We start from the raw sequence: 26,998 nt of genomic DNA on the forward strand, positions 1-26,998 counted from the left end.
GGGCCGCTACGCGCCCCTTTCGCGACACAAGGCCGCTCCTACAGAGATCGTGCCGGCGGCAAGCCCGGCGGTAGCCCTTTTCCTATGCAAGCCCTCGGGGCGTGGCTATCATGCCAGCCTTATTCCAAGTCGAGACTGGCATGCTGAAGTTGTTGAATCTCCTCAAGGATGGCCGGTTCCATTCCGGAGAAGCCCTGGGGGCCGCCCTCGGGGTAAGCCGCAGCGCCGTCTGGAAGCAGCTGCAGCACCTTGAGAGCGAACTGAACCTGACCATTCACAAGGTCCGCGGCCGTGGCTATCAGCTGGCAATACCGCTGAACCTGCTTGAATCGCAGGCGATCGCCGAGTTCTCGGAGGGTGAGCCATGGCCGGCCTTCATTCATGACACCATCGACTCCACCAATGCCGAGGGTCTGAGGCTCGCCGCCCAGGGGCAGGCGGCGCCGTTCCTGGTGCTGGCCGAGCGCCAGAGTGCCGGGCGCGGGCGTCGTGGTCGTGAATGGGTCAGTCCGTTCGCCGAAAACCTCTATTACAGCCTGGTGCTTCGCATCGATGGTGGGATGCGCCAGCTCGAGGGCTTGAGCCTGGTGGTTGGCCTGGCGGTCATGCGCACGCTGAAGGCGTTCGGCCTGAAGGATGTCGGGCTGAAATGGCCCAATGATGTTCTGGCCGGCGGGCGCAAGATCACCGGCATCCTCCTGGAGCTGGTCGGAGATCCGGCGGACGTCTGCCATGTGGTGCTGGGCATCGGCATCAATGTGAATATGCAGGGCGCGGAGCAGATCGACCAGCCATGGACTTCCATGCGCGGCGAAACGGGCCAGTTGGTGGACCGTAATCGCTTGGTGGCGATGCTCAGCCAGCAACTGCAGCACGAGCTGGCACGTCATCGTCGCTATGGATTCGCCGCGTTCCAGGAGGAGTGGGAGCAGGCGCATCTATGGCAGGGGCGGAGGGTCTCGCTGGTCGCCGGCACCACGCGCATCGATGGTGTGGCACTTGGGGTGGATGGGCAGGGCGGCTTGCGTATTGAGGTCGATGGTGTGGAAAAGAGCTTCAGCGGTGGCGAGCTCAGTCTGAGGTTGCGTGATGATTCTTGAGCTCGACTGTGGGAACAGCTTTATAAAGTGGCGTGTGATCGAACCGGCCGATGCCACGATCGCTGGTGGCGGTATCGTTGATTCCGACCAGGCGCTGCTGGCCGCAGTCGCAGCGCTTGGCACTCTGAGCCTGGTTGGCTGCCGAATGGTGAGTGTGCGCAGCGAGGAGGAGACTTCGTCGCTGTGCGCGCTGCTCCAGAACAGTTTCAGTGTGGTGGTGAGTGTCGCTCAGCCGGTGAAGGAAATGGCTGGGGTGCGGAACGGCTACGAAGATTTCCAGCGCTTGGGCATGGACCGTTGGCTGGCGGCGCTCGGTGCGTACCATCTGGCCAAGGGGGCCTGCCTGGTCATCGACTTCGGTACTGCGGCAAAGGCGGACTTCGTCGGCGCCGACGGTGAGCACCTGGGGGGATACATATGCCCGGGAATGCCCTTGATGCGCAGCCAGTTGCGTACGCACACGCGGCGCATTCGTTACGATGATGCCTCGGCCGAGCGGGCATTGAGCAGCCTGGCGCCTGGCCGCTCCACGGTTGAAGCGGTCGAGCGTGGTTGCGTCTTGATGCTCCAGGGGTTTGCTCGAGCCCAGATCGAGCAGGCCAAGGGGTTGTGGGGCGAGGACTTCACGGTATTCCTCACTGGCGGTGATGCACCCTTGGTGCGCGAGGCCGCCCCTCAGGCGAGGATTGTTCCAGACCTGGTATTCGTTGGCCTGGCCATGGCCTGCCCGTTGAGCTGAGGTGCTTATGCGCTGGTTGTTTCTTCTATTGGTCGTGCTGAACATTTTCTATTACGTCTGGCATCAGCAGCAGGCTCCCCTCAAGGTGAAGGAGGTCGCGCCGCTGTCGCTGTACAAGGGTAGCCAGCAGGAAATCCGCCTTTTGCGGGAGACCGGCGCAGCATCGCCAGTCCGGCGTCGTGATGAGTGCCTGGTCGTTGGGGGGCTGGCGGTACGAGAGCAGTTGGATGCCTTGCGCCAGCGCTTGCTGAGTCTGGATATCTCCGCGGTGCCGATTGCGGGTCAGCTGCCAGGAGCTGATGGTCTCTGGCTCAAGGTTTCGCCTGAAAGCGAGCGTTTGCTGGACTCAGCGCTGCTCGTGAGTCTTTCCAAGGATTTCAAAGACTTAAAACACAAAATAATTTTGTGCGAGGGTATTGCAACTGCTGAATAGCTTGATAGAATGGCGCCCGCTTCGCAGGGAACACCACTCAGGTGGTTGAGCTGGAAGTGGTGTCAGAGCGGCTAAGTTTCAGATTTGATTGAAAAAATTTGAAAAACAGCTTGACACTGGTTCGGCAGCCAAATAGAATGCCGGCCACATCTGGAGGGATTCCCGAGCGGCCAAAGGGGACGGACTGTAAATCCGTTGCGAGAGCTTCGAAGGTTCGAATCCTTCTCCCTCCACCAGTTTTAGCGAGAGCCGCAAGCTCCGCGGGTATAGTTTAGTGGTAGAACCTCAGCCTTCCAAGCTGATGATGCGGGTTCGATTCCCGCTACCCGCTCCAAGTTTGCTGTTGTTGCGCAAAGTGTTTCGCTCTTGTAGCTCAGTTGGTAGAGCACACCCTTGGTAAGGGTGAGGTCAGCGGTTCAAGTCCGCTCAAGAGCTCCATTCAGACAAAGGCAGATATGAAAATATCTGCCTTTGTTTTATCAGCGGTATGACTATTTCTTCTGCGGAGGACTGTATCGATGGCTAAGGAAAAGTTTGATCGTTCCCTTCCCCACGTTAACGTCGGCACCATCGGCCACGTTGACCACGGTAAGACCACTCTGACCGCAGCTCTGACTCGCGTCTGCTCCGAAGTATTCGGTTCGGCAGTCGTTGAGTTCGACAAGATCGACTCGGCTCCGGAAGAAAAAGCGCGCGGTATCACCATCAACACCGCTCACGTCGAGTACAACTCGAACATTCGTCACTACGCTCACGTTGACTGCCCAGGTCACGCTGACTACGTGAAGAACATGATCACCGGTGCTGCCCAGATGGACGGCGCGATCCTGGTTTGCTCGGCCGCCGATGGTCCGATGCCACAAACCCGTGAGCACATCCTGCTGTCCCGTCAGGTTGGCGTTCCGTACATCGTGGTCTTCCTGAACAAGGCTGACCTGGTAGACGACGCTGAGCTGCTGGAACTGGTCGAGATGGAAGTTCGCGACCTGCTGTCCACCTACGACTTCCCAGGCGACGACACTCCGATCATCATCGGTTCGGCTCGTATGGCGCTGGAAGGCAAAGACGACAACGAAATGGGCACTACCGCTGTCAAGAAGCTGGTAGAGACTCTGGATGCCTACATCCCTGAGCCAGTTCGTGCCATCGACCAGCCGTTCCTGATGCCGATCGAAGACGTATTCTCGATCTCGGGTCGTGGTACCGTTGTTACCGGTCGTATCGAGCGTGGTATCGTCCGCGTTCAGGATCCGCTGGAAATCGTTGGTCTGCGTGACACCACCACCACCACCTGCACCGGCGTTGAGATGTTCCGCAAGCTGCTGGATGAAGGTCGTGCTGGCGAGAACTGCGGCGTCCTGCTGCGTGGTACCAAGCGTGACGACGTTGAGCGTGGCCAGGTTCTGGTCAAGCCAGGTTCGGTCAAGCCGCACACCAAGTTCACCGCAGAAGTCTACGTCCTGTCGAAGGAAGAAGGCGGTCGTCACACTCCGTTCTTCAAAGGCTACCGTCCTCAGTTCTACTTCCGTACCACTGACGTGACCGGTAACTGCGAACTGCCGGAAGGCGTTGAAATGGTAATGCCAGGTGACAACATTCAGATGACTGTCACCCTGATCAAGACCATCGCGATGGAAGACGGTCTGCGCTTCGCCATCCGTGAGGGCGGTCGTACCGTCGGCGCCGGCGTCGTAGCAAAAATTATTGAATAAGTAGTTGATTTACTTGATCGGGCCGGTATAATGGCCGGCCTGATACAGCGTTATAGGTCAGTAGCTCAATTGGCAGAGCGACGGTCTCCAAAACCGTAGGTTGGGGGTTCGATTCCCTCCTGACCTGCCATTCACCTCGGTGTGATTGGCTTTCTTCTCACAGGATCCTCCTTGATGACTCCCAGAACTGAAGCCCAAGAATCGCGTTTTGATCTGTTCAAGTGGCTGGCTGTCGTCGCATTGGTAATCGTAGGCGTTGTGGGTAACCAGTATTACTCCGCCTCTCCAATCCTGTATCGCGTGCTTGTGCTCCTTGCTCTGGCTGCTGTCGCTGGCTTCGTTGCTCTGCAGACCGCCAAGGGTAAGTCGTTCTTTGCGCTGGCGAAGGAAGCTCGTACCGAGATCCGTAAAGTCGTGTGGCCGACCCGCCAAGAAACCACTCAGACCACGCTGATTGTCGTGGCTGTCGTTCTGGTTATGGCGCTGCTGCTGTGGGGGCTTGATTCCCTGCTCGGTTGGTTGGTCTCCTTGATCGTTGGCTAAGGGTGTCTCGTGGCTAAGCGTTGGTATGTTGTTCATGCTTACTCGGGTTACGAGAAGCATGTCATGCGCTCCCTGATCGAGCGTGTCAAGCTGGCTGGCATGGAAGACGAGTTCGGCGAGATCCTGGTCCCGACCGAAGAAGTCGTCGAAATGCGCAACGGCCAGAAGCGCAAGAGTGAGCGTAAGTTCTTCCCTGGCTATGTGCTGGTCCAGATGGAAATGAACGAAGGGACTTGGCACCTCGTCAAGGATACCCCTCGCGTCATGGGTTTCATTGGTGGTACTGCAGATAAGCCTGCGCCGATCACCGATAAAGAAGCTGAGGCGATTCTGCGTCGCGTAGCCGACGGCAGCGACAAGCCGAAGCCGAAGACGCTGTTCGAGCCAGGTGAAGTGGTTCGTGTCATTGACGGTCCATTCGCCGACTTCAATGGCAGTGTCGAAGAAGTTAACTACGAGAAGAGTCGCCTGCAGGTCGCGGTGCTCATTTTCGGTCGCTCCACCCCGGTGGAGCTCGAGTTCAGCCAGGTCGAGAAGGTCTAGCGGAACTGAAGCATCCCATACCCCGCAGCCCTATGTGCTGCGGGGTTTTGTCGTCACTGGGATAAAACGCAAGTCATCCGGGGAGCCATCTGGCGTTCGTACCCGATTTTGGAGTAGCTCATGGCTAAGAAGATTCAGGCTTACATCAAGCTGCAAGTAAAGGCCGGCCAGGCCAACCCAAGCCCACCCGTTGGTCCAGCACTGGGTCAACACGGTGTGAACATCATGGAATTCTGCAAGGCCTTCAACGCCCGTACCCAGGGTCAAGAGCCAGGCCTGCCGACTCCAGTGATCATCACTGTCTACAGCGACCGTAGCTTCACCTTCGAGACCAAGAGCACCCCTGCCTCGGTTCTGCTGAAGAAAGCTGCTGGCCTGGCCAGTGGTTCGGCCCGTCCGAACACCGTCAAAGTCGGTACCGTTACCCGTGCTCAGCTGGAAGAGATCGCCAAGACCAAGCAGGCCGATCTGACCGCCGCTGACCTGGATGCTGCTGTGCGCACCATCGCCGGCTCTGCCCGTAGCATGGGCCTGAACGTGGAGGGTGTGTAATGGCTAAGCTGACCAAGCGCCAAAAGGCTATCGCCGAGAAAATCGAAGCAGGCAAGGCCTACAACTTCGAAGAAGCCGCTGCTCTGCTGGCTTCGCTGCCGACTGCCAAGTTCGTAGAGTCCTACGACATCGCCGTCAACCTCGGTGTTGACCCGCGTAAATCCGACCAGGTCGTTCGTAGCGCTACCGTGCTGCCGCACGGCACTGGCAAGACCGTACGTGTTGCCGTCTTCACCCAGGGTCCAGCTGCTGAAGCCGCTCTGGCTGCCGGCGCTGATCGCGTAGGCATGGACGATCTGGCTGCCGAAATGAAAGGCGGCGACCTGAACTATGACGTCGTCATTGCATCCCCTGATGCCATGCGCGTTGTAGGTCAGCTGGGTCAGGTCCTGGGTCCTCGTGGCCTGATGCCTAACCCGAAAGTCGGTACCGTGACCCCAGACGTAGCCACTGCCGTGAAAAACGCCAAGGCTGGTCAGGTTCGCTACCGTACCGACAAGAACGGTATCATCCATACCTCCGTTGGCAAGGTTGGCTTCGAAGCCGGCAAGCTGAAGGAAAACGTTGAAGCCCTGATCGCCGATCTGAAGCGTATCAAGCCAGCTTCCTCGAAAGGTATCTACGTCAAGCGCGTTACCCTGAGCACCACCATGGGCCCAGGTCTGATCATCGATCAGAGCTCGCTGAACGTGTAATGCTCGGCCGGTGCGACCTGGTCGCACCGGCTACTAAATTGGGGTCCCTGCCTGGCGGGGGCTATCCAAGACCGTAGGCGGCGCAAGCCTTAAACCTCAAGCCTACGCAGATGGTGCTCCCGATTCGTTCGCGAATCAGACACCAAAACGACATCCGGCTTCGGCCAGATGAAACGGTAGAAACCAGGAGTAAACCCGTGGCAATTAAACTCGAAGACAAGAAGGCCATCGTCGCTGAAGTCAACGAGGCTGCCAAAGTCGCTCTGTCCGCTGTCGTGGCTGATGCCCGTGGCGTGACTGTAGGCGCAATGACCGGACTCCGTAAAGAGGCCCGCGAAGCTGGCGTTTACGTACGTGTCGTACGTAATACCCTGCTCAAGCGCGCTGTTGAAGGCACCGAGTTCTCGGTCCTCAACGATGCGTTCAAAGGCCCGACCCTGATCGCTTTCTCCAATGAGCACCCGGGCGCTGCTGCCCGTCTGTTCAAAGAGTTCGCCAAGGGTCAGGACAAGTTCGAGATCAAGGCAGCTGCGTTCGACGGCAAGTTCCTTGCCGCTAACCAGATCGACGTGCTGGCAACCCTGCCAACTCGCGACGAGGCTATCGCACAGCTGATGAGCGTAATCCAAGGTGCAACCAGCAAGCTGGCTCGTACCCTGGCAGCTCTGCGCGACCAGAAAGAAGCTGCTGCTGCCTAAGGCACGCGCAACACTTTCAAAATCATACGTTTAATTTGATGGCTGCGTAGGCTGTCACCCCAATACAGGATTTAAGTCATGTCTCTGACTAACGAGCAAATCATCGAAGCAATCGGCCAGAAAACCGTTCTGGAAATTGTTGAGCTGATCAAAGCGATGGAAGAAACCTTCGGCGTTACCGCTGCTGCCGCTGTTGCCGCTGGCCCAGCTGTTGCTGCTGCCGCTGCCGAAGAGCAGACCGAGTTCAACGTCGTTCTGACCGAAGCTGGCGACAAGAAGGTCAACGTGATCAAGGCCGTTCGTGAACTGACCGGTCTGGGCCTGAAAGAAGCCAAAGAGAAAGTCGACGGCGCTCCTCAGGTTATCGCTGAAGGCGTTTCGAAAGAAGCCGCTGAAGACGCGAAGAAGAAGCTGGAAGAAGCTGGCGCTAAAGTCGAGCTGAAGTAATTTCGACTTTGCGACAACAGTCCGAGCGTTGAGCGAAGGGCTGATGGCTGGTGGCTTATGCCACCGGCCTTTTTCCGTTATTGGTGGCCGATCAGGTCGGCCCCGATAACGAGCGGCAAGACACCCAAGAGGGTGGCGCAAACCAAGGGGTTTGCACGATTTTCGGCTGCTCCCGCCGGGAGATGCCAAACAAGCAGGTGACCAAGCTGGGGAATGCTGATGGCTTACTCATACACTGAGAAAAAACGTATCCGCAAGGACTTTAGCAAGTTGCCGGACGTCATGGATGTGCCTTACCTCCTGGCCATCCAGCTGGATTCGTATCGCGAATTCCTGCAGGCGGGAGCATCCAAGGACCAGTTCCGCGACGTCGGCCTGCATGCGGCCTTCAAATCGGTATTCCCGATCATCAGCTACTCCGGCAATGCTGCCCTGGAGTACGTCGGCTATCGCCTGGGCGAGCCGGCGTTCGATGTGAAGGAATGTGTCCTGCGTGGTGTGACCTTCGCGGTCCCGCTGCGTGTGAAGGTGCGCCTGATCATCTTCGACAAGGAATCGTCGAACAAAGCGATCAAGGACATCAAAGAGCAAGAAGTCTACATGGGTGAAATCCCCCTGATGACTGAAAACGGTACCTTCGTTATCAACGGTACCGAGCGTGTGATCGTGTCTCAGCTGCACCGCTCGCCGGGTGTGTTCTTCGACCACGACCGTGGCAAGACGCACAGCTCGGGCAAGCTGCTGTACTCCGCGCGCATCATCCCTTACCGCGGTTCGTGGCTGGACTTCGAGTTCGACCCGAAGGACTGCTTGTTCGTGCGTATCGACCGTCGCCGCAAGCTGCCGGCCTCGGTACTGCTGCGCGCGCTGGGCTACAGCACTGAAGAAGTGTTGAACACCTTCTACACCACCAACGTGTTCCACATCTCTGGTGAAAAACTGAGCCTGGAGCTGGTGCCACAGCGTCTGCGTGGTGAAGTTGCGGTCATGGATATCCATGACGGCAGCGGCAAGGTCATCGTCGAGCAAGGCCGCCGTATTACCGCGCGCCACATCAACCAGCTGGAAAAGGCTGGCGTGAAAGAGCTCGACGTGCCGATGGAGTACGTGCTGGGCCGCACCACCGCCAAGGCCATCGTTCACCCGGCCACCGGTGAAATCCTGGCTGAGTGCAACACCGAGCTGACCACCGAGCTGCTGATCAAGATCGCCAAGGCTCAGGTCGTCCGCATCGAGACCCTGTACACCAACGACATCGACTGCGGTCCGTTCATCTCGGACACCTTGAAGATCGACACCACCAGCAACCAGCTGGAAGCCCTGGTCGAGATCTATCGCATGATGCGTCCAGGCGAGCCGCCAACCAAGGATGCCGCCGAGACCCTGTTCAACAACCTGTTCTTCAGCGCCGAGCGTTACGACCTGTCCGCCGTTGGCCGCATGAAGTTCAACCGTCGTATCGGTCGCACCGAGATCGAAGGTTCGGGCGTGCTGAGCAAGGAAGACATCGTCGAGGTCCTCAAGACCCTGGTCGACATCCGTAACGGCAAAGGTATCGTCGACGACATCGACCACCTGGGTAACCGTCGCGTGCGTTGCGTCGGCGAAATGGCCGAGAACCAGTTCCGTGTTGGCCTGGTGCGCGTAGAGCGCGCGGTCAAGGAACGTCTGTCGATGGCCGAAAGCGAAGGCCTGATGCCGCAGGACCTGATCAACGCCAAGCCGGTCGCGGCGGCGGTGAAGGAGTTCTTCGGTTCCAGCCAGCTCTCGCAGTTCATGGACCAGAACAACCCGCTCTCCGAGATCACCCACAAGCGCCGTGTCTCCGCACTCGGCCCTGGCGGTCTGACCCGTGAGCGCGCAGGCTTCGAAGTTCGTGACGTACACCCGACCCACTATGGCCGTGTGTGCCCGATCGAGACTCCAGAAGGTCCGAACATCGGTCTGATCAACTCCCTGGCAGCCTATGCCCGCACCAACCAGTACGGTTTCCTGGAAAGCCCGTACCGCGTGGTGAAGGAAGGCGTTGTCAGCGACGACATCGTGTTCCTGTCCGCTATCGAAGAGGCCGATCACGTGATCGCCCAGGCTTCGGCCGCGATGAACGACAAGAAGCAGCTGATCGATGAGCTGGTAGCTGTTCGTCACCTGAACGAGTTCACCGTCAAGGCGCCGGAAGACGTCACCCTGATGGACGTTTCGCCGAAGCAGGTTGTTTCCGTCGCTGCCTCGTTGATTCCGTTCCTCGAGCACGACGACGCCAACCGTGCATTGATGGGTTCGAACATGCAGCGTCAGGCTGTACCGACCCTGCGCGCCGACAAGCCGCTGGTAGGTACCGGCATGGAGCGCAACGTCGCCCGTGACTCCGGTGTCTGCGTGGTTGCTCGCCGCGGTGGTGTGATCGACTCGGTCGACGCCAGCCGTATCGTCGTTCGCGTTGCCGATGACGAAGTCGAGACCGGTGAAGCCGGTGTGGACATCTACAACCTGACCAAGTACACCCGTTCGAACCAGAACACCTGCATCAACCAGCGTCCGCTGGTGAGCAAGGGTGACGTGGTCGCACGTGGCGACATCATGGCCGACGGCCCGTCCACTGACATGGGTGAACTGGCGCTGGGTCAGAACATGCGCATCGCGTTCATGGCATGGAACGGCTTCAACTTCGAAGACTCCATCTGCCTGTCCGAGCGTGTGGTCCAGGAAGACCGCTTCACCACGATCCACATCCAGGAACTGACCTGTGTGGCCCGTGACACCAAGCTTGGCCCAGAGGAAATCACCGCGGACATCCCGAACGTGGGTGAAGCTGCGCTGAACAAGCTGGACGAAGCCGGTATCGTCTACGTGGGTGCCGAAGTCGGCGCCGGCGACATCCTGGTCGGCAAGGTCACTCCGAAAGGCGAGACCCAACTGACTCCGGAAGAAAAACTGCTGCGCGCGATCTTCGGTGAGAAGGCCAGCGACGTCAAAGACACCTCCCTGCGCGTGCCGACCGGCACCAAGGGTACCGTCATCGACGTACAGGTCTTCACCCGTGATGGCGTCGAGCGCGACAGCCGCGCCCTGGCCATCGAGAAGATGCAGCTGGACGAGATCCGCAAGGACCTGAACGAAGAGTTCCGCATCGTCGAAGGCGCGACCTTCGAGCGTCTGCGTTCCGCCCTGAACGGCCAGGTGGTCGACGGTGGCGCGGGCCTGAAGAAAGGCACCGTGATCACCGATGACGTCCTGAACGGTCTGGAGCACGGCCAGTGGTTCAAACTGCGCATGGCCGAAGATGCACTGAACGAGCAGCTGGAAAAGGCTCAGCAGTACATCGTCGACCGTCGCCGTCTGCTGGACGACAAGTTCGAAGACAAGAAGCGCAAGCTGCAGCAGGGCGATGACCTGGCGCCAGGCGTACTGAAGATCGTCAAGGTCTACCTGGCCATCCGCCGTCGCATCCAGCCGGGTGACAAGATGGCCGGTCGTCACGGTAACAAGGGTGTGGTCTCGGTGATCATGCCGGTCGAAGACATGCCGCACGACGCCCACGGTACTCCGGTCGACGTCGTGCTGAACCCGCTGGGCGTACCTTCGCGTATGAACGTCGGGCAGATCCTCGAAACCCACCTGGGCCTCGCGGCCAAAGGCCTGGGCGAGAAGATCGACCGCATGATCGAAGAGCAGCGCAAGGCCGCTGAACTGCGCACCTTCCTCACCGAGATCTACAACGAGATCGGTGGTCGTCAGGAGAACCTGGAAGAGTTCACCGACGCGGAGATCCTCGCCCTGGCGAACAACCTGAAGAAAGGCGTGCCTATGGCTACCCCGGTCTTCGATGGTGCCAAGGAGCGTGAGATCAAGGCCATGCTGAAGCTGGCAGACCTGCCGGAAAGCGGCCAGATGGTGCTGTTCGACGGCCGTACCGGCAACAAGTTCGAGCGTCCTGTGACCGTGGGTTACATGTACATGCTCAAGCTGAACCACTTGGTGGACGACAAGATGCACGCGCGTTCCACTGGTTCCTACAGCCTGGTTACCCAGCAGCCGCTGGGTGGTAAGGCGCAGTTCGGTGGTCAGCGTTTCGGGGAGATGGAAGTGTGGGCGCTGGAAGCATACGGCGCGGCATACACCCTGCAAGAAATGCTCACAGTGAAGTCGGACGACGTGAACGGCCGTACCAAGATGTACAAGAACATCGTGGATGGCGATCACCGTATGGAGCCGGGCATGCCCGAGTCCTTCAACGTGTTGATCAAAGAGATCCGTTCGCTCGGTATCGATATCGATCTGGAAACCGAATAACACGTGACGCGAAGGGGAGTGGGGCAGGTAATGCCCGCTCCCTGCTCCGCCAGGAGGAAAGGCCTTGAAAGACCTACTGAATTTGCTGAAAAACCAGGGTCAAGTCGAAGAGTTCGACGCCATCCGCATCGGTCTGGCGTCGCCTGAAATGATCCGTTCGTGGTCGTTCGGTGAAGTTAAGAAGCCGGAAACCATCAACTACCGTACGTTCAAACCTGAGCGTGACGGCCTGTTCTGCGCCAAGATCTTTGGCCCAGTCAAGGACTACGAGTGCCTGTGCGGCAAGTACAAGCGCCTCAAGCACCGCGGTGTGATCTGCGAGAAGTGCGGCGTTGAAGTTGCCCTGGCCAAGGTTCGTCGTGAGCGCATGGCGCACATCGAACTGGCCTCGCCGGTCGCCCACATCTGGTTCCTGAAGTCGCTGCCGTCCCGTATCGGCCTGCTGATGGACATGACCCTGCGTGATATCGAGCGCGTGCTCTACTTCGAGAGCTACGTCGTTATCGACCCGGGCATGACCACGCTGGAAAAAGGTCAGCTGCTGAACGACGAACAGTACTTCGAAGCGCTGGAAGAGTTCGGTGACGACTTCGACGCCCGCATGGGTGCCGAGGCTGTCCGCGAGCTGCTGCACGCTATCGACCTGGAGCACGAGATCGGCCGCCTGCGCGAAGAGATTCCGCAGACCAACTCGGAAACCAAGATCAAGAAGCTGTCCAAGCGCCTGAAGCTGATGGAAGCTTTCCAGGGTTCGGGCAACCTGCCTGAGTGGATGGTCCTGACCGTCCTGCCAGTGCTGCCGCCGGATCTGCGTCCGCTGGTGCCGCTGGATGGCGGCCGCTTCGCGACCTCCGACCTGAACGACCTGTATCGTCGGGTGATCAACCGTAACAACCGTCTGAAGCGCCTGCTCGATCTGTCGGCGCCGGACATCATCGTGCGCAACGAAAAGCGCATGCTGCAGGAAGCGGTCGACGCCCTGCTCGACAACGGCCGTCGCGGTCGCGCCATCACCGGCTCGAACAAGCGTCCGCTGAAGTCGCTGGCCGACATGATCAAAGGTAAGCAAGGTCGCTTCCGTCAGAACTTGCTCGGTAAGCGTGTGGACTACTCCGGTCGTTCGGTAATTACCGTCGGTCCGACCCTGCGTCTGCACCAGTGCGGTCTGCCGAAGAAGATGGCCCTCGAGCTGTTCAAGCCGTTCATTTTCGGCAAGCTGGAAATGCGTGGTCTGGCGACCACCATCAAGGCCGCCAAGAAGATGGTCGAGCGCGAGCTGCCAGAGGTATGGGACGTTCTCGCCGAGGTGATCCGCGAACACCCCGTCCTGCTCAACCGTGCGCCAACCCTGCACCGTCTGGGTATCCAGGCCTTTGAACCGGTACTGATCGAAGGTAAGGCCATCCAGCTGCACCCGCTGGTCTGCGCCGCGTACAACGCCGACTTCGACGGTGACCAGATGGCCGTTCACGTGCCGCTGACCCTGGAAGCCCAGCTCGAAGCGCGCGCGCTGATGATGTCGACCAACAACATCCTGTCGCCAGCCAACGGTGAGCCAATCATCGTTCCGTCGCAGGACGTGGTACTGGGTCTGTACTACATGACCCGTGAAGCCATCAACGCCAAGGGCGAAGGTCGCGTGTTCGCCGACCTGCAGGAAGTCGACCGCGTATTCCGCGCCGGCGAAGCCGCCCTGCACGCGAAAATCAAGGTTCGTATCAACGAAACCGTGAAAGATCGCGATGGCAGCATCACCAAGAACACCCGCATCGTCGACACCACTGTCGGCCGTGCGCTGCTGTTCCAGGTTGTACCGGCAGGCCTGCCGTTCGACGTCGTCAACCAGCCGATGAAGAAGAAGGCGATCTCCAAGCTGATCAACCAGTGCTACCGCGTGGTGGGTCTGAAAGAGACCGTGATCTTCGCTGACCAGCTGATGTACACCGGTTTCGCCTACTCGACCATTTCCGGTGTTTCCATCGGTGTTAACGACTTCGTTATCCCTGATGAGAAAGCGCGCATCATCAACAGCGCCACCGACGAAGTGAAGGAAATCGAGAGCCAGTACGCCTCCGGCCTGGTCACCCAGGGCGAGAAGTACAACAAGGTCATCGACTTGTGGTCCAAGGCCAACGACGAAGTGTCCAAGGCGATGATGGCCAACCTCTCGAAAGAGAAGGTCATCGATCGCGAGGGCAAGGAAGTCGAGCAAGAGTCCTTCAACTCGATGTACATGATGGCCGACTCCGGTGCTCGTGGTTCCGCGGCCCAGATTCGTCAGCTGGCCGGTATGCGTGGTCTGATGGCCAAGCCGGACGGCTCGATCATCGAGACGCCGATCACCGCGAACTTCCGTGAAGGTCTGAGCGTACTGCAGTACTTCATCTCGACCCACGGTGCTCGTAAAGGTCTGGCGGATACCGCACTGAAGACCGCGAACTCCGGTTACCTGACCCGTCGTCTGGTAGACGTGGCGCAGGATCTGGTCGTGACCGAGATCGACTGCGGCACCGACCAGGGTCTGCTGATGACCCCGCACATCGAAGGCGGCGACGTTGTCGAGCCGCTGGGTGAGCGCGTACTGGGTCGTGTCATTGCCCGTGACGTGTTCAAGCCAGGCACCGAGGACGTCATCGTTCCGGCCGGTACCCTGGTGGACGAGCAGTGGGTCGAGTTCATCGAGCTGAACAGCATCGACGAAGTGGTCGTGCGTTCGCCGATCAGCTGCGAAACCCGCTACGGCATCTGCGCCAAGTGCTACGGTCGCGACCTGGCTCGCGGTCACCAGGTGAACATCGGTGAAGCTGTCGGCGTTATCGCTGCCCAGTCGATCGGTGAGCCGGGTACCCAGCTGACCATGCGTACGTTCCACATCGGTGGTGCTGCAAGCCGTACTTCGGCTGCCGACAGCGTCCAGGTGAAGAACGGCGGTATGGTGCGTCTGCACAACCTGAAGCAGGTCGAGCGTGCCGATGGCAACCTGGTTGCCGTGTCGCGTTCCGGCGAGCTGGCCATTGCCGACGAATTCGGTCGTGAGCGTGAGCGCTACAAGCTGCCTTACGGTGCGGTGATTTCGGTCAAGGAAGGTGAGAAGGTCGAAGCTGGCGCCATCGTCGCCAAGTGGGACCCGCACACCCACCCGATCGTTACCGAACTGAAAGGTACCGTGACCTTCGTGGGCATGGAAGAAAACATCACCATCAAGCGTCAGACCGACGAACTGACCGGCCTGACCAACATCGAAGTGATGGACGTCAAGGATCGCCCTGCCGCAGGCAAGGAAATCCGTCCGGCGATCAAGATGGTCGATGCTGCTGGCAAGGACCTGTACCTGCCAGGTACCGACGTACCTGCTCAGTACTTCCTGCCGGCCAACGCCCTCGTCGGTGTGGCTGACGGTGCCCAGATCGGTGTCGGTGACGTTATCGCGCGTATTCCGCAAGAAACGTCGAAGACCCGTGACATCACCGGTGGTCTGCCGCGCGTTGCCGACCTGTTCGAAGCGCGTCGTCCGAAAGAAGCCTCGATCCTGGCTGAAGTCAGCGGCACCATTGCCTTCGGTAAAGAAACCAAGGGCAAGCGTCGTCTGGTCATCACTCCGACCGATGGCAGCGATCCGTACGAAGAGCTGATTCCGAAGTGGCGCCACCTGAACGTCTTCGAAGGCGAACAGGTAAACCGCGGCGAAGTTATCTCCGACGGCCCGAGCGATCCGCACGACATCCTGCGTCTGCTGGGTGTGAGCGCGCTGGCCAAGTACATCGTCAACGAGATCCAGGACGTTTACCGCCTGCAGGGCGTGAAGATCAACGACAAGCACATCGAGACCATCCTGCGTCAGATGCTGCGCAAGGTCGAGATCTCCGAGTCCGGCGATTCCAGCTTCATCAAGGGCGACCAGATGGAACTGACTCAGGTTCTGGTCGAGAACGAGCGTCTCGCCAGCGAAGACAAGTTCATCTCGAAGTTCACCCGTGTGCTGCTGGGTATCACCAAGGCGTCGCTGTCGACCGAGTCGTTCATCTCCGCGGCTTCCTTCCAGGAAACCACCCGCGTACTGACCGAAGCGGCGGTAACCGGCAAGCGCGACTATCTGCGCGGCCTGAAAGAGAACGTGGTCGTGGGTCGTCTGATCCCGGCCGGTACCGGTCTGGCCTATCACAGCGAGCGCAAGCGTCGCCGTGATGCCGACAAGCCGCTGCGTGTGAGCGCCAGTGAGGTGGAAGCCGCACTGACCGAAGCGCTGAACTCCAGCGGTAACTGAGTACAGGGCAGGGCCCCGGCACGTCTCGCAAGGGTATCGGTGACATGAATTGTTGCCGATGACCGGGCGAGGAGGGCCGGGGCCTCGTCTTGACTGGGTGCAAGATCCTCTTTAGACTTTTGTACCCTTAAATTTGGTGAGGCTCCGTCTCGCCAATTTTTGGCTTTCTTGCAAGACAATAGAGTCGCAAGACAATCAGTGGAGCTAGTAGATGGCAACTATCAACCAGCTGGTACGTCAGCCGCGTAAGCGTTCGGTCGAAAAGTCCGACGTTCCTGCGCTGCAGAACTGCCCGCAGCGTCGTGGCGTGTGCACCCGCGTGTACACCACCACGCCGAAAAAACCTAACTCGGCACTGCGTAAAGTATGCCGTGTGCGTCTGACCAACGGTTTCGAGGTTTCCTCGTACATCGGCGGTGAAGGCCACAACCTGCAAGAGCACAGCGTCGTCCTGATCCGTGGCGGCCGTGTAAAAGACTTGCCAGGTGTTCGTTACCACACCGTTCGCGGCTCTCTGGATACTTCGGGCGTCAAAGGCCGTAACCAGGGTCGTTCGAAGTACGGTACCAAGCGTCCGAAGTAATCGGTCGTTTGCAGACATCCATTTTTTTGAGTCGATAAGAGTAAGGTCGGGCAGGGGTCGAAGACCCACGTCCCGGGCTAACCTGAAGACCGTTTGAGGGCTTATCATGCCAAGACGTCGTGTAGCAGCAAAACGTGAGATTCTCGACGATCCGAAGTACGGATCCCAGATTCTCGCCAAGTTCATGAACCACGTGATGGAAAGCGGCAAGAAGGCCGTAGCCGAGCGCATCGTTTACGGTGCCCTGGATACTGTCAAAGCACGCAAGAACAGCGACCCCCTGGAAATCTTCGAGAAAGCTCTCGACGCCATCGCTCCGCTGGTCGAAGTAAAGTCCCGCCGTGTCGGCGGTGCCACTTACCAGGTTCCGGTTGAAGTTCGTCCGTCCCGTCGTAACGCTCTGGCAATGCGCTGGCTCGTAGACTACGCCCGCAAGCGCGGCGAGAAGTCGATGGCTCTGCGCCTGGCCGGTGAGCTGCTGGATGCTGCCGAAGGCAAGGGTGCTGCAGTCAAGAAGCGTGAAGACGTGCACCGTATGGCCGAGGCCAACAAAGCGTTCTCGCACTACCGCTTCTAATTCAAGCATCAATCTTTTTGCGAGGGCTTTATGGCTCGTACTACAGCAATTAACCGCTACCGTAACATCGGTATCTGCGCGCACGTTGATGCGGGCAAGACTACCACTACCGAGCGGATCCTGTTCTACACAGGTCTGAGCCACAAGATGGGCGAGGTGCACGACGGCGCCGCGACCACCGACTGGATGGTGCAGGAGCAGGAGCGCGGTATCACCATTACCTCCGCTGCCGTTACCACCTTCTGGAAAGGTTCCCGTGGTCAGTACGACAACTACCGCGTAAACGTCATCGATACCCCCGGCCACGTTGACTTCACCATTGAAGTAGAGCGTTCGCTGCGCGTACTCGACGGCGCGGTCGTTGTGTTCTGCGGTACCTCCGGTGTTGAGCCGCAGTCCGAAACCGTATGGCGTCAGGCCAACAAGTACGGCGTTCCACGTGTTGTCTACGTGAACAAGATGGACCGTGCTGGTGCCAACTTCCTGCGCGTTGTCGGCCAGATCAAGAACCGCCTGGGTCACACCCCGGTTCCGGTCCAGCTGGCTATCGGTGCGGAAGACGACTTCCAGGGTCAGGTTGACCTGATCAAGATGAAGGCCATCTACTGGAACGACGACGACAAGGGTACTACCTACCGTGAGGAAGAGATTCCTGCCGAGCTGGTGGACCTGGCCAACGAATGGCGCAGCAACATGGTCGAGGCTGCTGCCGAGGCCAACGAAGAGCTGATGAACAAGTACCTTGAAGAAGGTGACCTGTCCGTCGAAGACATCAAGGCTGGTCTGCGCGCCCGTACCCTGGCGAGCGAGATCGTTCCTGCTGTCTGCGGTTCCTCGTTCAAGAACAAGGGCGTTCCCCTGGTTCTCGACGCCGTCATCGACTTCCTGCCTGCTCCGACCGAAATCCCGGCGATCAAGGGTATTCACCCTGACCTGATCGACGTGCCGAAGGATGAAGTCACTCCAGAGCAGTACGACGAGCGTCCTGCTGACGACAACGAGCCGTTCTCGGCTCTGGCGTTCAAGATTGCCACTGACCCGTTCGTGGGTACTCTGACTTTCGTCCGCGTCTACTCGGGCTTCCTGACCTCCGGTGACTCCGTCATCAACTCGGTCAAGGGCAAGAAAGAGCGCGTTGGTCGTATGGTGCAGATGCACGCCAACCAGCGTGAAGAGATCAAAGAAGTGCGCGCTGGCGACATCGCTGCTCTGATCGGCATGAAGGACGTCACCACCGGTGACACCCTGTGCAACGCCGACAAGCCGATCATCCTCGAGCGTATGGACTTCCCTGAGCCGGTAATTTCGCTCTCCGTAGAGCCGAAAACCAAGGCTGACCAGGAGAAGATGGGTATCGCACTGGGCAAGCTGGCCCAGGAAGACCCGTCGTTCCGCGTCAAGACCGATGAAGAAACCGGCCAGACCATCATCTCCGGTATGGGTGAGCTGCACCTGGACATCCTCGTTGACCGCATGAAGCGCGAGTTCAACGTCGAGTGCAACGTCGGCAAGCCGCAGGTTTCGTACCGCGAGAAGATCACCAAGTCCAACGTCGAGATCGAAGGCAAGTTCGTTCGTCAGTCGGGTGGTCGTGGTCAGTTCGGTCACTGCTGGATCCGCTTCTCGGAGCCGGACGTTGACGAGAAGGGCAACATCACCGAAGGTCTGGTGTTCACCAACGAAGTCGTTGGTGGTGTGATTCCTAAGGAATTCATCGCCCCGATCCAGAAGGGTATCGAAGAGCAGATGAAAAACGGCGTTGTTGCCGGCTATCCGCTGCTCGGCCTGAAGGCTACGGTATTCGACGGTTCGTACCACGACGTCGACTCCAACGAAATGGCGTTCAAGATCGCCGCTTCGATGGCGACCAAGCAACTGGCCCAGAAGGGCGGTGGCGTGGTGCTTGAGCCGATCATGAAGGTCGAAGTTGTAACCCCGGAAGACTACCTGGGTGACGTGATGGGTGACCTGAGCCGTCGTCGCGGGATGATCCAGGGTAATGAAGACTCGGTGTCCGGCAAGGTAATCACTGCTGAGGTACCGCTCGGAGAGATGTTCGGTTACGCAACCGACGTTCGTTCCATGTCTCAGGGTCGCGCAAGCTACTCCATGGAATTCTCCAAATACGCCGAAGCTCCGTCGAACATCGTCGAAGCACTCGTTAAAAAACAAGGCTAATCCCCTTTAGGCAAGAGGTTCACTGTCGTGGCTAAAGAAAAATTTGATCGTTCCCTTCCCCACGTTAACGTCGGCACCATCGGCCACGTTGACCACGGTAAGACCACTCTGACCGCAGCTCTGACTCGCGTCTGCTCCGAAGTATTCGGTTCGGCAGTCGTTGAGTTCGACAAGATCGACTCGGCTCCGGAAGAAAAAGCGCGCGGTATCACCATCAACACCGCTCACGTCGAGTACAACTCGAACATTCGTCACTACGCTCACGTTGACTGCCCAGGTCACGCTGACTACGTGAAGAACATGATCACCGGTGCTGCCCAGATGGACGGCGCGATCCTGGTTTGCTCGGCCGCCGATGGTCCGATGCCACAAACCCGTGAGCACATCCTGCTGTCCCGTCAGGTTGGCGTTCCGTACATCGTGGTCTTCCTGAACAAGGCTGACCTGGTAGACGACGCTGAGCTGCTGGAACTGGTCGAGATGGAAGTTCGCGACCTGCTGTCCACCTACGACTTCCCAGGCGACGACACTCCGATCATCATCGGTTCGGCTCGTATGGCGCTGGAAGGCAAAGACGACAACGAAATGGGCACTACCGCTGTCAAGAAGCTGGTAGAGACTCTGGATGCCTACATCCCTGAGCCAGTTCGTGCCATCGACCAGCCGTTCCTGATGCCGATCGAAGACGTATTCTCGATCTCGGGTCGTGGTACCGTTGTTACCGGTCGTATCGAGCGTGGTATCGTCCGCGTTCAGGATCCGCTGGAAATCGTTGGTCTGCGTGACACCACCACCACCACCTGCACCGGCGTTGAGATGTTCCGCAAGCTGCTGGATGAAGGTCGTGCTGGCGAGAACTGCGGCGTCCTGCTGCGTGGTACCAAGCGTGACGACGTTGAGCGTGGCCAGGTTCTGGTCAAGCCAGGTTCGGTCAAGCCGCACACCAAGTTCACCGCAGAAGTCTACGTCCTGTCGAAGGAAGAAGGCGGTCGTCACACTCCGTTCTTCAAAGGCTACCGTCCTCAGTTCTACTTCCGTACCACTGACGTGACCGGTAACTGCGAACTGCCGGAAGGCGTTGAAATGGTAATGCCAGGTGACAACATTCAGATGACTGTCACCCTGATCAAGACCATCGCGATGGAAGACGGTCTGCGCTTCGCCATCCGTGAGGGCGGTCGTACCGTCGGCGCCGGCGTCGTAGCCAAAATCATCGAGTAATCACTCGATCGGTTGAAAAAACCCCCGCTCAGCGGGGGTTTTTTTTATTGGGTTGACACTAAATTTGGGCGTCTATAGAATCACGCCTCCTTTTAACGGGCGTAGTGCGCCCGATGGGAACAGCCTGGAGTCTGAAATCCAATGCAAAATCAGCAAATCCGTATCAGGTTGAAGGCTTTCGACCATCGCCTGATCGACCAATCCACCCAGGAAATCGTGGAAACCGCGAAACGTACTGGTGCACAAGTGCGTGGTCCAATTCCACTGCCAACCCGCAAAGAGCGTTTCACCGTTCTGGTCTCCCCGCACGTCAACAAAGACGCGCGTGACCAGTACGAGATTCGCACTCATAAGCGCGTTCTGGACATCGTCCAGCCAACGGATAAAACCGTTGATGCGCTGATGAAGCTTGATCTCGCGGCAGGCGTGGAAGTGCAGATCAGCCTCGGCTAAGACTTCGGTCTGGTCGTGTAACGCTCTGAAATGGGCGGCCATAGCGGGTGAAAGCCCCGTACACTCATGAGGTTTACAACATGACTATTGGTGTAGTCGGTCGAAAAGCGGGCATGACCCGTATTTTCACCGAAGAAGGTGTCTCCATTCCGGTCACGGTCATCGAGATCGAGCCGAATCGTGTCACCCAGTTCAAAACCGAAGAAACTGATGGCTACCGTGCAGTGCAAGTCACTGTCGGCGAGCGTCGTGCTTCGCGCGTGACTGCCGCTCAGGCAGGCCACTTTGCCAAGGCCAACGTTGCCGCTGGTCGCGGTGTCTGGGAGTTCCGTCTTGAAGAAGGCGATTTCCAGGCTGGCGATCTGATCAAAGCTGAACTCTTCACTGCAGGCCAGCTGGTAGACGTAACCGGTCAGTCCAAAGGTAAAGGCTTCGCCGGTACCATCAAGCGTTGGAACTTCCGTGGTCAAGACAACACCCACGGTAACTCCGTATCGCACCGTGTCCCTGGCTCCATCGGCCAGTGCCAGACTCCTGGTCGTGTATTCAAGGGCAAGAAGATGTCCGGTCACATGGGCGCCGAGCGCGTGACTGTTCAGTCCCTGGAAGTAGTACGCGTAGACGCTGAACGCAACCTGCTGCTGATCAAGGGTGCCGTCCCAGGCGCTACTGGCGGCGACGTGGTCGTGCGTCCGGCTGTCAAGGCTCGCGGTTAAGGGGAAACTGACATGCAACTCAATGTAAATGACGCTCAGGCGATCGAAGTTTCCGAACTGACCTTCGGTGGCGAATTCAACGAGACGCTGGTACACCAAGCAGTCGTGGCCTACATGGCCGGCGGCCGTCAGGGCACCAAGCAGCAGAAGACCCGTTCTGATGTAGCCGGTGGCGGTAAGCGCCCATGGCGTCAGAAAGGTACTGGCCGCGCTCGTGCTGGTACTACCCGTGGTCCGATCTGGCGTGGCGGTGGTGTAACCTTCGCAGCTCGTCCTCAGGATCACTCGCAGAAGCTCAACAAGAAGATGTACCGCGCAGCCCTGCGCTCCATCCTCGCTGAGCTGGTGCGTAGCGACCGTCTGGTCGTGGTTCAGGACTTCGCTGTTGAAGCCCCGAAAACCAAAGACCTGCTGAACAAGCTGAACGGCATGGGTCTGAGCGATGTTCTCATCGTTTCGGATGCTGTTGATCAGAACCTGTACCTGGCTGCTCGCAACCTGCCGCACGTCGACGTACGTGACGTTCAAGGTTCCGACCCGGTCAGTCTGATCGCATACGAGAAAGTGTTGATCACTGTCTCGGCCGTGAAGAAATTCGAGGAGCTGCTGGGATGAACCAGGAACGCGTATTCAAAGTCCTCCTTGGCCCGCACGTTTCCGAGAAGGCTACCGTTCTGGCTGAGAAAAAAGGCCAGTTCGTATTCAAGGTTGCTACCGATGCAACCAAGCTGGAAATCAAGAAAGCTGTCGAAGGCCTGTTCAACGTAAAAGTTGAAAACGTGTCGACTGTTAACGTTCTGGGTAAAACCAAGCGTACCGCACGTGGTCTGGGCAAGCGCAATGACTGGAAGAAGGCGATCGTCTCCCTTCAGCCAGGCCAAGATCTCGATTTCAGCAGCAGTGCTGAGTAAGGAAGGGGTGCATCATGGCAATCGTTAAATGCAAACCGACTTCCCCTGGCCGCCGTTTTGTGGTCAAGGTGGTCAACAAGGAGCTGCACAAAGGCGCTCCTCACGCACCGCTGCTCGAGAAAAAATCGAAGTCTGGTGGTCGTAACAACAATGGCCGCATCACCACTCGTCACGTTGGTGGTGGTCATAAGCAGCATTACCGTCTGGTTGACTTCCGTCGCAACGACAAAGATGGCATCCCTGCCACTGTCGAGCGTATCGAATACGACCCGAACCGTACTGCTCACATCGCCCTGCTGTGCTACGCAGACGGTGAGCGTCGCTACATCATCGCCCCTAAAGGCGTGAGCGCTGGCGACCAGCTGATCGCAGGTGCCCTGGCCCCAATCAAGGCCGGTAACTCCCTGCAGCTGCGCAACATCCCAGTAGGTAGCACCATTCACGGCATCGAACTGAAGCCGGGTAAAGGTGCTCAGATCGCTCGTTCCGCTGGTGCCTCGGCTCAGCTGATCGCTCGCGACGGTGTCTATGTGACCCTGCGTCTGCGCTCTGGTGAAATGCGTAAAGTCCTGGCTGAGTGCCGTGCGACCCTGGGCGAAGTCTCGAACTCCGAGCACAGCCTGCGTTCGCTGGGTAAAGCTGGTGCCAAACGCTGGCGCGGCGTTCGCCCAACCGTTCGTGGCGTTGCCATGAACCCGGTTGACCACCCGCATGGTGGTGGTGAAGGTCGTACCTCCGGTGGTCGTCATCCGGTATCGCCATGGGGCTTCCCAACCAAGGGTGCTAAAACCCGTGGTAATAAGCGTACCGACAACATGATCGTCCGTCGTCGCAAGTAACTAGAGGGATACGACAGTGCCACGTTCTCTGAAAAAAGGTCCTTTTATCGATCTTCACCTGCTGAAGAAGGTCGAAGTGGCGGTGGAGAAGAACGATCGCAAGCCAGTTAAAACCTGGTCGCGCCGTTCGATGATCCTGCCACAAATGGTCGGTCTGACCATCGCGGTACACAACGGTCGTCAACATGTCCCAGTTCTCGTGAACGAAGACATGGTCGGCCACAAACTGGGCGAGTTCGCCGGTACCCGCACTTATCGTGGGCACGTGGCTGACAAGAAAGCCAAGCGTTAAGGGGTAAGGAAATGGAAGTAGCCGCTAAGTTGTCGGGCGCTCGCATCTCCGCCCAGAAAGCCCGCTTGGTCGCCGACCAGATCCGCGGGAAGAAGGTGGGCGAAGCGCTCAACCTGTTGGCCTTCAGCAGCAAAAAAGCCGCTGAAATCATGAAGAAAGTCCTCGAGTCGGCCGTTGCCAACGCCGAACACAACGAAGGCGCAGACGTTGATGACCTGAAGGTCTCCACCGTCTTCGTCAACGAAGGGCGTTCGCTGAAGCGCATCATGCCACGTGCCAAAGGCCGTGCTGATCGCATCGTCAAGCGGTCTTGCCATATCACTGTCAAGGTTGCGGACAAGTAACGGAGTCGATCAGATGGGTCAGAAAGTACATCCCACTGGCATTCGCCTGGGAATCGTCAAGGAGCACACCTCCGTCTGGTACGCAGACGGCGCGACTTACGCAGATTACCTGCTGAAGGATCTGCAAACTCGCGAGTACCTCCAGGACAAACTAAAAAGCGCGTCCGTAAGCCGTATCGATATTCATCGTCCGGCTCAAACTGCACGCATCACCATCCACACCGCTCGTCCCGGTATCGTTATCGGCAAGAAAGGTGAAGATGTTGAGAAGCTGCGTCAGGACCTGACCAAGCAGATGGGTGTGCCTGTGCACATCAACATCGAAGAGATCCGCAAGCCGGAACTCGACGCTATGCTGGTTGCTCAGAGCGTTGCCCAGCAGCTGGAGCGCCGCGTTATGTTCCGTCGCGCCATGAAGCGCGCCGTGCAGAACGCCATGCGTATTGGTGCCAAGGGCATCAAGATCCAGGTGAGCGGTCGTCTCGGCGGTGCCGAGATCGCACGTACCGAGTGGTATCGCGAAGGTCGTGTGCCTCTGCACACCCTGCGTGCCGATATCGACTACAACACCTACGAAGCTCACACCACCTACGGTGTGATCGGTGTGAAGGTTTGGATCTTCAAAGGCGAAGTAATTGGTGGTCGCCAGGAAGAGCTGAAGCCTCAAGCACCAGCGCCTCGTAAAAAAGCTGCTAAGTAAGGGGTACGCCAAATGTTGCAACCAAAGCGTACAAAATTCCGCAAGCAGATGACCGGCCACAACCGTGGTCTGGCACTGCGCGGTAGCAAGGTCAGCTTCGGCGAGTTCGCTCTGAAAGCTGTCGCCCGCGGTCGTCTCACCGCTCGCCAGATCGAGTCGGCACGTCGTGCCCTGACCCGTCACGTAAAACGTGGCGGCAAGATCTGGATCCGTGTCTTCCCGGACAAGCCGGTTACCAAGAAGCCTCTCGAGGTTCGTATGGGTAAAGGTAAAGGTTCCGTGGAATACTGGGTTGCCCAGATTCAGCCAGGCAAAGTCCTGTACGAGATCGAGGGTGTTTCTGAAGAGCTGGCGCGCGAAGCTTTCGCCCTGGCCGCTGCAAAGCTGCCTCTCGCCACCTCCTTTGTTAAGCGGACGGTGATGTGATGAAAGCGAATGAACTTCGTGAAAAATCCGCACAGCAACTGAATGAGCAACTGCTCGGCTTGCTGCGCGACCAGTTCAATCTGCGCATGCAGAAAGCAACTGGCCAGTTGGGGCAGTCGCACCTGCTCTCGCAAGTTAAGCGTGACATCGCTCGCGTGAAAACTGTGCTCAACCAGCAGGCAGGTAAGTGATCATGGCTGAAGCTGAAAAAACCGTCCGTACGCTGACTGGCCGTGTCGTCAGCGACAAAATGGACAAGACCATCACCGTTCTGATCGAGCGTCGCGTCAAGCACCCGATCTACGGTAAATACGTTAAGCGTTCGACTAAGCTGCACGCGCACGACGAAGCCAACCAGTGCAAGATCGGCGACAAGGTTTCCATCCGTGAAACCCGTCCGCTGGCCAAGACCAAGTCCTGGGCACTGGTTGAAGTCCTCGAACGCGCTGTTGAAGTCTAAGGGCTAGGGGTCGGAGAAATTTTATGATTCAGACTCAATCCATGCTCGATGTGGCCGATAACAGCGGCGCTCGTCGCGTCATGTGCATCAAGGTGCTCGGCGGTTCCCACCGCCGTTACGCCGGTATCGGTGACATCATCAAAGTAACCGTCAAGGAAGCAATTCCGCGCGGTAAGGTCAAGAAAGGCCAGGTGATGACCGCTGTTGTCGTCCGTACCCGCCACGGTGTACGTCGCGCTGACGGTTCCATCATTCGTTTCGACGGCAACGCTGCTGTTCTGCTGAACACCAAGCAAGAGCCGATCGGTACTCGCATCTTCGGGCCAGTGACCCGTGAACTTCGTACCGAGAAGTTCATGAAGATCGTCTCGCTCGCCCCTGAAGTGCTCTAAGGAGATCCGACATGCAAAAGATTCGTCGTGACGACGAGATCATCGTGATCGCCGGCAAAGACAAAGGTAAGCGCGGTAAGGTGCTGAAGGTTCTCGCTGACGACCGTCTGGTCATCGGTGGTGTCAACCTGGTCAAGCGCCACACCAAGCCTAACCCGATGGCGGGCGTCCAGGGCGGTATCGTCGAGAAAGAAGCGCCACTGCACGCTTCCAACGTCGCCATCTTCAACGGCGAAACCAACAAGGCTGACCGCGTTGGTTTCAAAGTAGAAGACGGTAAAAAAATTCGTGTCTTCAAGTCGACCCAAAAAGCGGTTGATGCTTGAACACTGCTAGGTAGAAGACCATGGCACGACTGAAAGAGATTTACCGGAACGAAATCGCTCCTAAGCTTAAGGAAGAACTTAAGCTGTCGAACGTGATGGAAGTTCCGCGCGTTACCAAAATCACCCTGAACATGGGTCTGGGCGAAGCGATCGGCGACAAGAAAGTCATCGAGCACGCTGTTGCCGACCTGGAAAAGATCACCGGTCAAAAGCCGGTCGTGACTTTCGCTCGTAAATCCATCGCGGGCTTCAAAGTCCGTGAAGGCTGGCCGATCGGTGTCAAGGTGACCCTGCGTCGCGAAAAGATGTACGAGTTCCTGGACCGCCTGCTGGCGATCTCCCTGCCACGGGTTCGCGACTTCCGCGGCCTGAATGCCAAGTCCTTCGACGGTCGTGGCAACTACAGCATGGGCGTGAAAGAGCAGATCATCTTCCCGGAAATCGATTACGACAAGATCGATGCTCTGCGCGGTTTGGACATCACCCTGACCACCACTGCTCGTTCGGACGACGAAGGCCGCGCTCTGCTGCGTGCTTTCAAGTTCCCGTTCCGCAACTGAT

The 26,998-nt window shown here is 58.2% G+C and carries 30 protein-coding genes and 4 tRNA genes; all 34 read left to right on the forward strand.

Going from position 1 to position 26,998, the window contains the following annotated elements:
* Positions 1-140 precede the first annotated feature (140 nt).
* The gene (birA, locus tag N5D48_RS08075) at positions 141-1,100 is read left to right on the forward strand and encodes a bifunctional biotin--[acetyl-CoA-carboxylase] ligase/biotin operon repressor BirA (RefSeq protein ID WP_279882958.1); all 960 of its coding nucleotides are present in this window, start codon (positions 141-143) and stop codon (positions 1,098-1,100) included.
* Positions 1,090-1,839: a pantothenate kinase gene (locus N5D48_RS08080; RefSeq protein ID WP_279882960.1), complete on the forward strand. Its 750-nt coding sequence runs from the start codon at positions 1,090-1,092 to the stop codon at positions 1,837-1,839. The genes birA and N5D48_RS08080 overlap by 11 nt, the downstream gene beginning before the upstream one ends.
* Before the next feature lie 7 nt (positions 1,840-1,846).
* Positions 1,847-2,272, forward strand: coding sequence for a hypothetical protein (locus N5D48_RS08085; RefSeq protein WP_279882962.1), 426 nt, complete (start codon positions 1,847-1,849; stop codon positions 2,270-2,272).
* 152 nt (positions 2,273-2,424) lie between these two features.
* Positions 2,425-2,508, forward strand: a tRNA-Tyr gene (locus N5D48_RS08090).
* A 24-nt stretch (positions 2,509-2,532) separates the two neighbouring features.
* A tRNA-Gly gene (locus N5D48_RS08095) sits at positions 2,533-2,606 on the forward strand.
* Positions 2,607-2,634: 28 nt separating this feature from the next.
* Positions 2,635-2,710, forward strand: a tRNA-Thr gene (locus N5D48_RS08100).
* Between the two features lie 80 nt (positions 2,711-2,790).
* Positions 2,791-3,984 (forward strand): elongation factor Tu, encoded by a 1,194-nt coding sequence (tuf, locus tag N5D48_RS08105; RefSeq protein WP_010951775.1) that lies wholly within the window; start codon positions 2,791-2,793, stop codon positions 3,982-3,984.
* 54 nt (positions 3,985-4,038) lie between these two features.
* Positions 4,039-4,114, forward strand: a tRNA-Trp gene (locus N5D48_RS08110).
* A 44-nt stretch (positions 4,115-4,158) separates the two neighbouring features.
* Positions 4,159-4,527 (forward strand): preprotein translocase subunit SecE, encoded by a 369-nt coding sequence (secE, locus tag N5D48_RS08115; protein ID WP_279882964.1) that lies wholly within the window; start codon positions 4,159-4,161, stop codon positions 4,525-4,527.
* Between the two features lie 9 nt (positions 4,528-4,536).
* Positions 4,537-5,070, forward strand: coding sequence for a transcription termination/antitermination protein NusG (gene nusG, locus N5D48_RS08120; RefSeq protein WP_011531880.1), 534 nt, complete (start codon positions 4,537-4,539; stop codon positions 5,068-5,070).
* 120 nt (positions 5,071-5,190) lie between these two features.
* On the forward strand, positions 5,191-5,622 hold the full coding sequence (gene rplK, locus N5D48_RS08125; RefSeq protein ID WP_084859380.1) for a 50S ribosomal protein L11: 432 nt from the start codon (positions 5,191-5,193) through the stop codon (positions 5,620-5,622).
* The gene (gene rplA, locus N5D48_RS08130; RefSeq protein WP_194791184.1) at positions 5,622-6,317 is read left to right on the forward strand and encodes a 50S ribosomal protein L1; all 696 of its coding nucleotides are present in this window, start codon (positions 5,622-5,624) and stop codon (positions 6,315-6,317) included. The genes rplK and rplA overlap by 1 nt, the downstream gene beginning before the upstream one ends.
* A 197-nt stretch (positions 6,318-6,514) precedes the next feature.
* Positions 6,515-7,015: a 50S ribosomal protein L10 gene (gene rplJ / locus N5D48_RS08135; protein WP_009397369.1), complete on the forward strand. Its 501-nt coding sequence runs from the start codon at positions 6,515-6,517 to the stop codon at positions 7,013-7,015.
* 78 nt (positions 7,016-7,093) lie between these two features.
* Positions 7,094-7,462: a 50S ribosomal protein L7/L12 gene (rplL, locus tag N5D48_RS08140; RefSeq protein ID WP_011531883.1), complete on the forward strand. Its 369-nt coding sequence runs from the start codon at positions 7,094-7,096 to the stop codon at positions 7,460-7,462.
* A 219-nt stretch (positions 7,463-7,681) separates the two neighbouring features.
* Positions 7,682-11,755 (forward strand): DNA-directed RNA polymerase subunit beta, encoded by a 4,074-nt coding sequence (rpoB, locus tag N5D48_RS08145; protein WP_279882970.1) that lies wholly within the window; start codon positions 7,682-7,684, stop codon positions 11,753-11,755.
* A gap of 64 nt (positions 11,756-11,819) precedes the next feature.
* A complete protein-coding gene (gene rpoC / locus N5D48_RS08150; protein WP_279882972.1) occupies positions 11,820-16,019 on the forward strand; it encodes a DNA-directed RNA polymerase subunit beta' in 4,200 nt (1,399 codons plus the stop codon).
* A gap of 211 nt (positions 16,020-16,230) precedes the next feature.
* Positions 16,231-16,602, forward strand: a complete 372-nt coding sequence (gene rpsL, locus N5D48_RS08155; protein WP_003255492.1) for a 30S ribosomal protein S12 — start codon at positions 16,231-16,233, stop codon at positions 16,600-16,602.
* Positions 16,603-16,708: 106 nt separating this feature from the next.
* Positions 16,709-17,179 (forward strand): 30S ribosomal protein S7, encoded by a 471-nt coding sequence (gene rpsG, locus N5D48_RS08160; RefSeq protein ID WP_003246741.1) that lies wholly within the window; start codon positions 16,709-16,711, stop codon positions 17,177-17,179.
* A gap of 30 nt (positions 17,180-17,209) precedes the next feature.
* Positions 17,210-19,357, forward strand: coding sequence for an elongation factor G (gene fusA, locus N5D48_RS08165; protein WP_054893561.1), 2,148 nt, complete (start codon positions 17,210-17,212; stop codon positions 19,355-19,357).
* Positions 19,358-19,384: 27 nt separating this feature from the next.
* Positions 19,385-20,578: an elongation factor Tu gene (gene tuf / locus N5D48_RS08170; protein ID WP_010951775.1), complete on the forward strand. Its 1,194-nt coding sequence runs from the start codon at positions 19,385-19,387 to the stop codon at positions 20,576-20,578.
* A 141-nt stretch (positions 20,579-20,719) separates the two neighbouring features.
* A complete protein-coding gene (gene rpsJ, locus N5D48_RS08175) occupies positions 20,720-21,031 on the forward strand; it encodes a 30S ribosomal protein S10 (protein WP_003186070.1) in 312 nt (103 codons plus the stop codon).
* Between the two features lie 80 nt (positions 21,032-21,111).
* Entirely contained in the window at positions 21,112-21,747 is a 636-nt protein-coding gene (gene rplC, locus N5D48_RS08180) for a 50S ribosomal protein L3 (RefSeq protein WP_011531887.1), read from the forward strand.
* Positions 21,748-21,759: 12 nt separating this feature from the next.
* On the forward strand, positions 21,760-22,362 hold the full coding sequence (gene rplD / locus N5D48_RS08185; protein WP_003255485.1) for a 50S ribosomal protein L4: 603 nt from the start codon (positions 21,760-21,762) through the stop codon (positions 22,360-22,362).
* Positions 22,359-22,658 carry a 50S ribosomal protein L23 gene (gene rplW, locus N5D48_RS08190; protein WP_003255484.1) on the forward strand — a complete coding sequence of 100 codons (300 nt, stop codon included), beginning with the start codon at positions 22,359-22,361 and terminating at the stop codon, positions 22,656-22,658. Before rplD ends, rplW begins: the two co-directional genes overlap by 4 nt.
* Before the next feature lie 14 nt (positions 22,659-22,672).
* Positions 22,673-23,497, forward strand: a complete 825-nt coding sequence (gene rplB, locus N5D48_RS08195; RefSeq protein ID WP_016393391.1) for a 50S ribosomal protein L2 — start codon at positions 22,673-22,675, stop codon at positions 23,495-23,497.
* A 16-nt stretch (positions 23,498-23,513) separates the two neighbouring features.
* The gene (gene rpsS / locus N5D48_RS08200; RefSeq protein ID WP_003255482.1) at positions 23,514-23,789 is read left to right on the forward strand and encodes a 30S ribosomal protein S19; all 276 of its coding nucleotides are present in this window, start codon (positions 23,514-23,516) and stop codon (positions 23,787-23,789) included.
* Between the two features lie 11 nt (positions 23,790-23,800).
* On the forward strand, positions 23,801-24,133 hold the full coding sequence (rplV, locus tag N5D48_RS08205; protein WP_003103908.1) for a 50S ribosomal protein L22: 333 nt from the start codon (positions 23,801-23,803) through the stop codon (positions 24,131-24,133).
* Positions 24,134-24,146: 13 nt separating this feature from the next.
* On the forward strand, positions 24,147-24,833 hold the full coding sequence (gene rpsC, locus N5D48_RS08210) for a 30S ribosomal protein S3 (protein WP_011531889.1): 687 nt from the start codon (positions 24,147-24,149) through the stop codon (positions 24,831-24,833).
* Positions 24,834-24,845: 12 nt separating this feature from the next.
* Complete coding sequence (gene rplP, locus N5D48_RS08215) at positions 24,846-25,259, forward strand: 50S ribosomal protein L16 (RefSeq protein WP_009397508.1); 414 nt, start codon at positions 24,846-24,848, stop codon at positions 25,257-25,259.
* Positions 25,259-25,450 (forward strand): 50S ribosomal protein L29, encoded by a 192-nt coding sequence (rpmC, locus tag N5D48_RS08220; protein ID WP_002555481.1) that lies wholly within the window; start codon positions 25,259-25,261, stop codon positions 25,448-25,450. Before rplP ends, rpmC begins: the two co-directional genes overlap by 1 nt.
* Positions 25,451-25,452: 2 nt before the next feature.
* Positions 25,453-25,719 (forward strand): 30S ribosomal protein S17, encoded by a 267-nt coding sequence (gene rpsQ / locus N5D48_RS08225; RefSeq protein ID WP_003255478.1) that lies wholly within the window; start codon positions 25,453-25,455, stop codon positions 25,717-25,719.
* Positions 25,720-25,742: 23 nt separating this feature from the next.
* Positions 25,743-26,111 (forward strand): 50S ribosomal protein L14, encoded by a 369-nt coding sequence (rplN, locus tag N5D48_RS08230; RefSeq protein WP_008089810.1) that lies wholly within the window; start codon positions 25,743-25,745, stop codon positions 26,109-26,111.
* 11 nt (positions 26,112-26,122) lie between these two features.
* The gene (rplX, locus tag N5D48_RS08235; RefSeq protein WP_003255476.1) at positions 26,123-26,437 is read left to right on the forward strand and encodes a 50S ribosomal protein L24; all 315 of its coding nucleotides are present in this window, start codon (positions 26,123-26,125) and stop codon (positions 26,435-26,437) included.
* A gap of 20 nt (positions 26,438-26,457) precedes the next feature.
* Positions 26,458-26,997 carry a 50S ribosomal protein L5 gene (rplE, locus tag N5D48_RS08240; protein WP_012316517.1) on the forward strand — a complete coding sequence of 180 codons (540 nt, stop codon included), beginning with the start codon at positions 26,458-26,460 and terminating at the stop codon, positions 26,995-26,997.
* Position 26,998 lies beyond the last annotated feature (1 nt).

This window comes from Pseudomonas sp. GD03858, assembly GCF_029840925.1.
Lineage (GTDB): Bacteria > Pseudomonadota > Gammaproteobacteria > Pseudomonadales > Pseudomonadaceae > Aquipseudomonas.

What these genes read in the sequence shown, in the direction of transcription:
- rplV (WP_003103908.1), top strand. Translation starts at nt 23,801, where the DNA reads ATGGAAGTAGCCGCTAAGTTGTCGGGCGCTCGCATCTCCGCCCAGAAA.
- rplB (WP_016393391.1), top strand. Translation starts at nt 22,673, where the DNA reads ATGGCAATCGTTAAATGCAAACCGACTTCCCCTGGCCGCCGTTTTGTG.
- rpsJ (WP_003186070.1), top strand. Translation starts at nt 20,720, where the DNA reads ATGCAAAATCAGCAAATCCGTATCAGGTTGAAGGCTTTCGACCATCGC.
- rpsC (WP_011531889.1), top strand. Translation starts at nt 24,147, where the DNA reads ATGGGTCAGAAAGTACATCCCACTGGCATTCGCCTGGGAATCGTCAAG.
- birA (WP_279882958.1), top strand. Translation starts at nt 141, where the DNA reads ATGCTGAAGTTGTTGAATCTCCTCAAGGATGGCCGGTTCCATTCCGGA.
- N5D48_RS08085 (WP_279882962.1), top strand. Translation starts at nt 1,847, where the DNA reads ATGCGCTGGTTGTTTCTTCTATTGGTCGTGCTGAACATTTTCTATTAC.
- rpsG (WP_003246741.1), top strand. Translation starts at nt 16,709, where the DNA reads ATGCCAAGACGTCGTGTAGCAGCAAAACGTGAGATTCTCGACGATCCG.
- rpoB (WP_279882970.1), top strand. Translation starts at nt 7,682, where the DNA reads ATGGCTTACTCATACACTGAGAAAAAACGTATCCGCAAGGACTTTAGC.
- rplP (WP_009397508.1), top strand. Translation starts at nt 24,846, where the DNA reads ATGTTGCAACCAAAGCGTACAAAATTCCGCAAGCAGATGACCGGCCAC.
- rplW (WP_003255484.1), top strand. Translation starts at nt 22,359, where the DNA reads ATGAACCAGGAACGCGTATTCAAAGTCCTCCTTGGCCCGCACGTTTCC.
- rpsL (WP_003255492.1), top strand. Translation starts at nt 16,231, where the DNA reads ATGGCAACTATCAACCAGCTGGTACGTCAGCCGCGTAAGCGTTCGGTC.
- rpmC (WP_002555481.1), top strand. Translation starts at nt 25,259, where the DNA reads ATGAAAGCGAATGAACTTCGTGAAAAATCCGCACAGCAACTGAATGAG.
- fusA (WP_054893561.1), top strand. Translation starts at nt 17,210, where the DNA reads ATGGCTCGTACTACAGCAATTAACCGCTACCGTAACATCGGTATCTGC.
- rplK (WP_084859380.1), top strand. Translation starts at nt 5,191, where the DNA reads ATGGCTAAGAAGATTCAGGCTTACATCAAGCTGCAAGTAAAGGCCGGC.
- N5D48_RS08080 (WP_279882960.1), top strand. Translation starts at nt 1,090, where the DNA reads ATGATTCTTGAGCTCGACTGTGGGAACAGCTTTATAAAGTGGCGTGTG.
- rplC (WP_011531887.1), top strand. Translation starts at nt 21,112, where the DNA reads ATGACTATTGGTGTAGTCGGTCGAAAAGCGGGCATGACCCGTATTTTC.
- rplX (WP_003255476.1), top strand. Translation starts at nt 26,123, where the DNA reads ATGCAAAAGATTCGTCGTGACGACGAGATCATCGTGATCGCCGGCAAA.
- secE (WP_279882964.1), top strand. Translation starts at nt 4,159, where the DNA reads ATGACTCCCAGAACTGAAGCCCAAGAATCGCGTTTTGATCTGTTCAAG.
- rplA (WP_194791184.1), top strand. Translation starts at nt 5,622, where the DNA reads ATGGCTAAGCTGACCAAGCGCCAAAAGGCTATCGCCGAGAAAATCGAA.
- rpsQ (WP_003255478.1), top strand. Translation starts at nt 25,453, where the DNA reads ATGGCTGAAGCTGAAAAAACCGTCCGTACGCTGACTGGCCGTGTCGTC.
- rplD (WP_003255485.1), top strand. Translation starts at nt 21,760, where the DNA reads ATGCAACTCAATGTAAATGACGCTCAGGCGATCGAAGTTTCCGAACTG.
- rplE (WP_012316517.1), top strand. Translation starts at nt 26,458, where the DNA reads ATGGCACGACTGAAAGAGATTTACCGGAACGAAATCGCTCCTAAGCTT.
- tuf (WP_010951775.1), top strand. Translation starts at nt 2,791, where the DNA reads ATGGCTAAGGAAAAGTTTGATCGTTCCCTTCCCCACGTTAACGTCGGC.
- rplL (WP_011531883.1), top strand. Translation starts at nt 7,094, where the DNA reads ATGTCTCTGACTAACGAGCAAATCATCGAAGCAATCGGCCAGAAAACC.
- rplN (WP_008089810.1), top strand. Translation starts at nt 25,743, where the DNA reads ATGATTCAGACTCAATCCATGCTCGATGTGGCCGATAACAGCGGCGCT.